7 protein-coding genes and 1 pseudogene are annotated in these 6578 nt (G+C 68.3%); 4 read left to right on the forward strand and 4 right to left on the reverse strand.

The features are described from left to right. The first annotated feature begins 10 nt into the window (after positions 1-10). Genes recO through nagZ form a run of 4 tightly spaced genes read left to right on the forward strand, consistent with a single transcriptional unit; the run spans position 11 to position 3055 of the window. Positions 11-787 (forward strand): DNA repair protein RecO, encoded by a 777-nt coding sequence (gene recO, locus P3W97_RS01665; protein WP_300843237.1) that lies wholly within the window; start codon positions 11-13, stop codon positions 785-787. Then, entirely contained in the window at positions 784-1572 is a 789-nt protein-coding gene (locus P3W97_RS01670) for a pyridoxine 5'-phosphate synthase (RefSeq protein WP_300843232.1), read from the forward strand. The genes recO and P3W97_RS01670 overlap by 4 nt, the downstream gene beginning before the upstream one ends. A gap of 5 nt (positions 1573-1577) precedes the next feature. After that, on the forward strand, positions 1578-1973 hold the full coding sequence (acpS, locus tag P3W97_RS01675) for a holo-ACP synthase (protein WP_300843238.1): 396 nt from the start codon (positions 1578-1580) through the stop codon (positions 1971-1973). Continuing rightward, entirely contained in the window at positions 1970-3055 is a 1086-nt protein-coding gene (gene nagZ / locus P3W97_RS01680; RefSeq protein WP_300843233.1) for a beta-N-acetylhexosaminidase, read from the forward strand. Before acpS ends, nagZ begins: the two co-directional genes overlap by 4 nt. Positions 3056-3080: 25 nt before the next feature. Here nagZ and accD read toward each other — a convergent pair whose 3' ends face one another. From accD to P3W97_RS01700, 4 genes and pseudogenes are all read right to left on the reverse strand, one after another. Next, positions 3081-3950, reverse strand: coding sequence for an acetyl-CoA carboxylase, carboxyltransferase subunit beta (gene accD, locus P3W97_RS01685; protein ID WP_300843234.1), 870 nt, complete (start codon positions 3948-3950; stop codon positions 3081-3083). A gap of 62 nt (positions 3951-4012) precedes the next feature. Beyond that, positions 4013-4858, reverse strand: a complete 846-nt coding sequence (gene trpA, locus P3W97_RS01690; RefSeq protein ID WP_300843235.1) for a tryptophan synthase subunit alpha — start codon at positions 4856-4858, stop codon at positions 4013-4015. Next, entirely contained in the window at positions 4855-6162 is a 1308-nt protein-coding gene (gene trpB, locus P3W97_RS01695) for a tryptophan synthase subunit beta (protein ID WP_300843236.1), read from the reverse strand. Before trpB ends, trpA begins: the two co-directional genes overlap by 4 nt. 47 nt (positions 6163-6209) lie before the next feature. Next, positions 6210-6578: pseudogene (locus tag P3W97_RS01700) on the reverse strand (N-(5'-phosphoribosyl)anthranilate isomerase); the annotation flags it as partial.

The following is a 6578-nucleotide window of genomic DNA, read 5'->3' on the forward strand; positions in this document are numbered from 1 at the left end:
ACGCCAGCGGATGCGGGTGCATGACGAGCCCGCTTATGTGCTCCACCAGCACGATTGGAGCGAGTCCAGCCTGATCCTGGAACTGTTTACCCGCCACCACGGCCGCGTGGTGCTGGTGGGCAAGGGGGTCAAGCGGCCCACCTCGCAATTTCGTGCCGTGCTGCTGCCCCTGGTGCCATTGCGCGTGGACTGGTCGGGCGAGGCCGAGGTGCGCAGCCTCAAGGCCGCGCAGTATGCCGGCGGCCATGTGATGCCGGCGGGCGATGCGCTGCTGGCGGGCTATTATCTGAACGAGTTGGTGCTGCGCCTGATGGCGCGCGACGATCCCCACCCGGCGCTGTTCGACCCTTATGCGGCGGCGGTGCAAGCCCTGGCCCAAGGGGACGATGTGTCGGTGACGCTGCGTGCCTTCGAGTTGCTGCTGCTGCGCCAATTGGGTTGGCTGCCCGACCTGGCGCTGGAGGGGCTGCGTCTTCTGCCCCTGGACGCGACCCAGGCTTACCGCCTGCTGCCGCAGGCCGGCCTTCAGCCGAGCGGGCCGGATGATGTGGGCGCCCTGACCGGCGCGCACTGGCAGGCAGTGCAGGCCGCGCTGGACGCCCCCGACCCTTGGCTGGCCCTGCGCGGGCTAGCGCCGACCCTGGGCATGGCGGCGCTGCGGATCGGCCTGGCCAGTCTACTGCACTACCATAGCGGGGTGCGGTCCTTTCGGACCCGCGAGCTCATGCGCGCGATGCGCCGTATTGGACCGCGCCCCATCCCACCGCTGAACGGGTCTTCCTCATGAGTCATCCCCTTGTCCCAGGTGCATCCCGCACGGCGCTGTCGGTCAATGTCAACAAGGTGGCGCTGTTGCGCAACAGCCGCCACCTGGGTATCCCCAGCGTGACGCGGGCCGCGACGCTGTGTTTGCAGGCGGGTGCCGATGGCATCACCGTGCATCCCCGTCCGGACGAGCGGCACATTCGTTGGCACGATGTGTTCGATCTGGCGCGCCTGCTGCGCGACTGGCCGCAGCGCGAGTTCAACATCGAGGGCAACCCCTTTCACAACCTGCTGGAGGTCGCGCGCGAGGTGGTGCAACAGGGCTTGCCGCTGCACCAGCTCACTTTCGTGCCAGATGCGGTGGAGCAGTTCACCAGCGACCACGGCTGGCGTTTCCCCGAAGATGCTCAGCGGCTGCGGCCCGTGATCGAGCAGGCGCAGGCGCTGGGCGCGCGCGTGAGCTTGTTCATGGACCCCGATCCGACCCAAATGGCCGCCGCCCGGGCTGTGGGGGCCGACCGCGTGGAGCTCTACACCGAGCCTTATGCCGCTGCCTGGTCCGATCCGACGGCGCGTGCCGCCCAGTTGCAGCGCTACCGCGATGCGGCCGTGGCCGCCCAGGCGGCCGGGCTGGGCGTCAATGCGGGGCACGACCTCAACCGCGACAACCTGACCGATTTTCTGCGCGCCGTGCCAGGTGTGGTCGAGGTCTCCATCGGCCACGCCCTGATCGCCGATGCGCTGGAGCTGGGCTACGCCGCCACCGTGCAGGACTACCGGCGCTGCATCTCAGCCGCCATGGCTTGAACCCGATGATCTACGGCGTGGGCACGGATCTGTGCGATGTGCGCCGCATCGCCGCCGCTTTGGAGCGGCACGGTGAGCGCTTTGCGCAGCGTGTGCTGGCCGAGGGTGAACTGGCCCTGTGGCACGAACGGCGCGCGCGCTGGCCCGAGCGGGGTGTACGCTTCGTGGCGACGCGCTTTTCGGCCAAGGAGGCGTTCAGCAAGGCCATCGGCCTGGGTCTGCGTGCGCCCATGACCTGGCGTGATTGCGAGGTGATCCAGCGGCCGAGCGGCCAGCCTGCCTTTTGGCTGCATGGGGCGCTGCTGGCGTGGTGCACCGAGCGGCGATTGCGCGCCCATCTGAGTGTGACCGACGAATCCGACTATGCCGCCAGCTTCGTGGTGGTGGAGCAAGACCCATGACCCTACATGCCCCCCTCGTCATCGATATCGCCGGCACCCGGTTGACCGATGCAGACCGCGCCCGCCTGAGCCATCCGCTGGTGGGCGGGGTGATTTTGTTTGCCCGCAACTGGCGCGACCGGACGCAGCTGCAGCGTCTGTGCGCCCAGATCAAACGGGTGCGCCGCGATCTGCTCATCGCCGTGGACCACGAGGGCGGGCGCGTGCAGCGTTTCCGCACCGACGGTTTTACCCCCGTGCCCCCGATGCGCGACTTCGGTCGCCTGTGGCGCGAGGCGCCCGAGACACGCCCCGGCGAGGCCGCGCTGGCCGCCTGCAACGCGGCCACGGCGGCGGGCTTTGTGCTCGGCGCCGAGCTGCGTGCCTGCGGCGTGGACTTGAGCTTTGCGCCGGTGCTGGACCTCGATTACGGGCGCAGCGAGGTGATTGGCGACCGTGCCTTCGATGGGGATACCCGCGTCGTGACGGCGCTGGCACAGGCCCTGATGCACGGACTGCGCTTGGCTGGCATGGCCAACTGCGGCAAGCATTTTCCCGGTCATGGCTGGGCCGAGGCCGACTCGCATGTGGACCTGCCGGTGGATGAGCGGCCGCTGGAGGCCATTTTGGCCGACGACGCCGCGCCCTACGGGTGGTTGAGCGCGTCGCTGGCGGCGGTGATGCCTGCGCACGTGGTGTACCCGCAGGTGGACGCGCGGCCGGCGGGATTCTCGCGCCGCTGGTTGCGCGACATCCTGCGCGAGGGGCTGGGCTTTACCGGCGCCGTGTTCAGTGACGACCTCAGCATGGCCGGTGCGCGTGTGCTGGACGGCCGTGCCGTGACCCCCACTCAGGCGGCGCTGGCCGCGCTGGAGGCCGGCTGCGACCTGGTGCTGCTGTGCAACCAGAGCACAGTGGCCGACGGTGAGCCGATCGACGACCTGATCGAGGGCCTGAGTCGCGCCCTCATCGAAGGCCGCTGGGTGCCGGACGAGACCGCCGACGCCCGCCGGCGCGCGCTGCTACCCACAGCCCCCGCACCGGACTGGGACACCCTGATGGCCGAACCCCGCTACCAACACGCGCTGGAGTTGCTGCCCTGACCACGGAGCCACATCTGGCTCGGTCTCAGGCCACTGCGTCAGCGCTTTGGCGCTGCAGCATCGCCAGCACGTTGGCGACAGTGGCGCGCAGCTCGCGCCGGTCGCAGATGAAGTCCACCGCGCCCTTGCCGAGCAAAAACTCGGCGCGCTGGAAACCCTCGGGCAGCTTGACACGCACCGTGTTTTCGATCACGCGCGGGCCAGCAAAGCCGATGAGCGCTTTGGGCTCGGCGATGACCACGTCGCCCATGAAGGCAAAACCCGCTGACACGCCGCCCATGGTGGGGTCGGTCAGCACACTGATGTAGGGCAGCCGCCGCTTGGCCAGCCGGGTCAGTGCGGCGTTGGTCTTGGCCATTTGCATCAGGGACAGCAGCCCCTCCTGCATGCGCGCACCGCCCGTGGCGGTAAAGCAGATAAAGGGTACCTTTTGCTCGATAGCGTTTTCCACGCCGCGCACGAAGCGCTCGCCGACCACCGAGCCCATCGAGCCGCCCATGAAATCGAACTCGAAACAGGCCACCACCACCGGCAGCGTGTGCACCGCGCCGCCCATGACGATCAGCGCATCGGTCTCGCCAGTGGCCTCCAGCGCTTCTTTCAGGCGCTCGGGGTATTTGCGGCTGTCCTTGAACTTCAGCGCATCGACCGGCAGCACCTCCTGCCCGATCTCGTAGCGGCCCTCGGGATCCAAGAAAGCGTCCAGCCGCGCACGCGCGCCGATGCGGTGGTGGTGCCCGCAGTGCGGGCAGACATTGAGATTTTTCTCGAGATCGGCCTTGTAGAGCACGGACTCGCAGCTCGGGCATTTGATCCACAGACCCTCGGGGATGCTGCGCCGCTGGGCACCCGCCGAGGCGATCTTGGGCGGCAGCAGTTTTTCCAGCCAGGACATGACAACTCCTTGCAATGGCGGTGCCGCAGATCGGCAGATTCTGCGGCGCCGACGTGTGGCGATTATCCGGCAGCGGCGGCGGCACGGGCCGGCAGGGCGTCGAGCGCCGCGCGGATCTCGCGCAGGAAGGCGGCAGCGACCTCGGGCGCGCGTTCGGGCGGTTCGTTCTCGATCAATTGGATGAGGCGGCTGCCAATCACCACCGCATCGGCGCTGCGCCCCACGGCCTGGGCGCTAGCCGCATCGCGGATGCCAAAGCCGACCCCGACCGGAATGGACACATGGGCGCGAATGCGCGGCAGCATCGCTTCCACCGCCGCAGTGTCCAGGTGGCCGGCCCCCGTGACGCCCTTGAGCGAGACGTAGTACACATAGCCGCTGGCCAAGCGGCCGACCTGCGCGATGCGCGCGTCGGTGCTGGTGGGGGCGAGCAAAAAGATCAGGTCCAGCCCGTGCGCGCGCAGGGTGGCGGCGAAGGCCTCGCACTCCTCGGGAGGGTAGTCCACGACCAGCACGCCGTCCCCGCCGGCGGCGGCAACCTCGCGCGCAAAGCTGCCGGCGCCGTGCCGGTGTTCCCAGGCCTCGATGGGATTGGCGTAGCCCATCAACACCACTGGCGTGCTCGCGTCGTGGCGGCGAAAGTCACGCACCATCTGCAGCACCTGGGCCAGGCCGATGCCCGCGGCCAGCGCGCGCTCACTGGCGCGCTGGATCACCGGGCCGTCGGCCATCGGGTCGGAAAACGGCACACCCAGCTCGATCACGTCGGCACCGGCGGCCACCAGGGCGTGCATCAGCCCAGGGGTCGCGTCGGGTTGCGGAAAGCCCGCGGTGACAAAGGGGATCAACGCCCGGCGGCCCTGGGCGCGCAGGCGATCGAAGGTGGTGGCAAGGCGGTGCGGGCTCATCGGGCGGCTCCCGGCGTCAGGGTGATGGGTGACTCGGCGGTCTTGACGGCCTGGCCCCGGCAACTCGGCCGGCAGTAGAAGTCCGCCTGCGACAAATCGGCCACGGTGCCGATGTCTTTGTCGCCCCGCCCCGACAGGTTGACCAGCAGCGATTGGTCGGGGCGCATCGTCGGCGCCAGCTTCATGGCGTAGGCCACGGCATGGCTGGACTCCAGCGCGGGGATGATGCCTTCGGTGCGGCACAGCCGGTGGAAGGCTTCCAACGCCTCAGTGTCGGTGACACCCACATATTCGGCACGGCCACTGTCCTTGAGCCATGCGTGTTCGGGGCCGACGCCAGGGTAGTCCAGTCCGGCACTGATGGAGTGCGTCTCGGTGATCTGGCCGTCGGCGTTTTGCAGCACATAGGTGCGGTTGCCGTGCAGCACACCGGGCACGCCACGCTGCAGCGAGGCGGCGTGGTGGCCGCTGTCCAGGCCACTGCCGGCCGCCTCCACGCCGATCAGGCGCACCCGCTCGTGGGGGATATAGGGATAAAAAATGCCCATCGCATTGCTGCCCCCGCCCACGCAGGCGATCACGGCGTCCGGCTGGGCCTGCGCGCCGTTGCCAGGCAGGCCCAGGTCGGCCAGCATCTCGGGCATCTGGTGCAGGCATTCCTCGCCGATCACGCTCTGAAAGTCGCGCACCATCATCGGATACGGGTGTGGGCCGGCGACGGTGCCGATGATGTAGAAGGTGTTTTCGACGTTCGTCACCCAGTCGCGCAGCGCCTCGTTGAGCGCGTCCTTGAGTGTTTTGCTGCCAGACTCCACCGGCATCACCGTGGCGCCGAGCAGCTTCATGCGGTAGACATTGGGGCTTTGACGCTTGACATCCTCGCTGCCCATGTAGACCACGCATTCCAGCCCGTAGCGCGCGCAGATGGTGGCGGTGGCCACGCCGTGCTGGCCGGCGCCGGTCTCGGCGATGATGCGCGGCTTGCCCATGCGCCGCGCCAGCATCGCTTGGCCGATGACGTTGTTGATCTTGTGGGCCCCGGTGTGGTTGAGGTCTTCGCGCTTGAGGAAGATTTGCGCACCGCCCAGCTCCCGGCTCAGGCGTTGCGCGTAGTAGATGGGCGAGGGACGGCCGACGAAGTGGGTCAGTTCGTAGCGGAATTCGCGCAGGAAGTCGGGATCCTGCCGGTAGCGCTCATAGGCGCTGCGCAGCTCGGCAATGGCGTGCGTCAGCGTCTCGCTGACGAAGCTGCCGCCGTAGGGGCCAAAGTGGCCTTGGGCGTCGGGATAGGCGTAGGCGGACATGGGGCTCGAATCCTGGGACAGACGATGGCCCGCGTGCGGCGGGTCCGTCAGGGTTGGGGAGGGTCGATCAGCGTCAGATCGGCGTGACGCACCGCGGCGATGAATGCCTCGACGCGCGCTGGGTCCTTGATGCCCTTGGCGGCTTCGACGCCAGACGAAACGTCAACCGCCCACGGGCGAACCAAACGGACGCCATCGGTCACATTTTCGGGTGTGAGTCCACCAGACAAAACGACCCGATCGGCGGCGTTGAGTCGAGGGTGTGACCACGGGAAGGCTGTCCAGTCGAAGGGTTGTCCGCCGCCACCGTAGCCAGGGACATGGGCATCGATCAGCACAGCCCGCGCGGCGGCAAAACGCTGCACGTATTCTAGAAGATCGAAGCCAGCCGCACCAGCGCCCAGCGGTATGCGCGC

It is taken from the genome of Tepidimonas sp. (assembly GCF_029335975.1).
GTDB lineage: Bacteria > Pseudomonadota > Gammaproteobacteria > Burkholderiales > Burkholderiaceae_C > Tepidimonas.

What these genes read in the sequence shown, in the direction of transcription:
- recO (WP_300843237.1), top strand. Translation starts at nt 11, where the DNA reads ATGCGGGTGCATGACGAGCCCGCTTATGTGCTCCACCAGCACGATTGG.
- P3W97_RS01670 (WP_300843232.1), top strand. Translation starts at nt 784, where the DNA reads ATGAGTCATCCCCTTGTCCCAGGTGCATCCCGCACGGCGCTGTCGGTC.
- acpS (WP_300843238.1), top strand. Translation starts at nt 1,578, where the DNA reads ATGATCTACGGCGTGGGCACGGATCTGTGCGATGTGCGCCGCATCGCC.
- nagZ (WP_300843233.1), top strand. Translation starts at nt 1,970, where the DNA reads ATGACCCTACATGCCCCCCTCGTCATCGATATCGCCGGCACCCGGTTG.
- accD (WP_300843234.1), bottom strand. Translation starts at nt 3,950, where the DNA reads ATGTCCTGGCTGGAAAAACTGCTGCCGCCCAAGATCGCCTCGGCGGGT.
- trpA (WP_300843235.1), bottom strand. Translation starts at nt 4,858, where the DNA reads ATGAGCCCGCACCGCCTTGCCACCACCTTCGATCGCCTGCGCGCCCAG.
- trpB (WP_300843236.1), bottom strand. Translation starts at nt 6,162, where the DNA reads ATGTCCGCCTACGCCTATCCCGACGCCCAAGGCCACTTTGGCCCCTAC.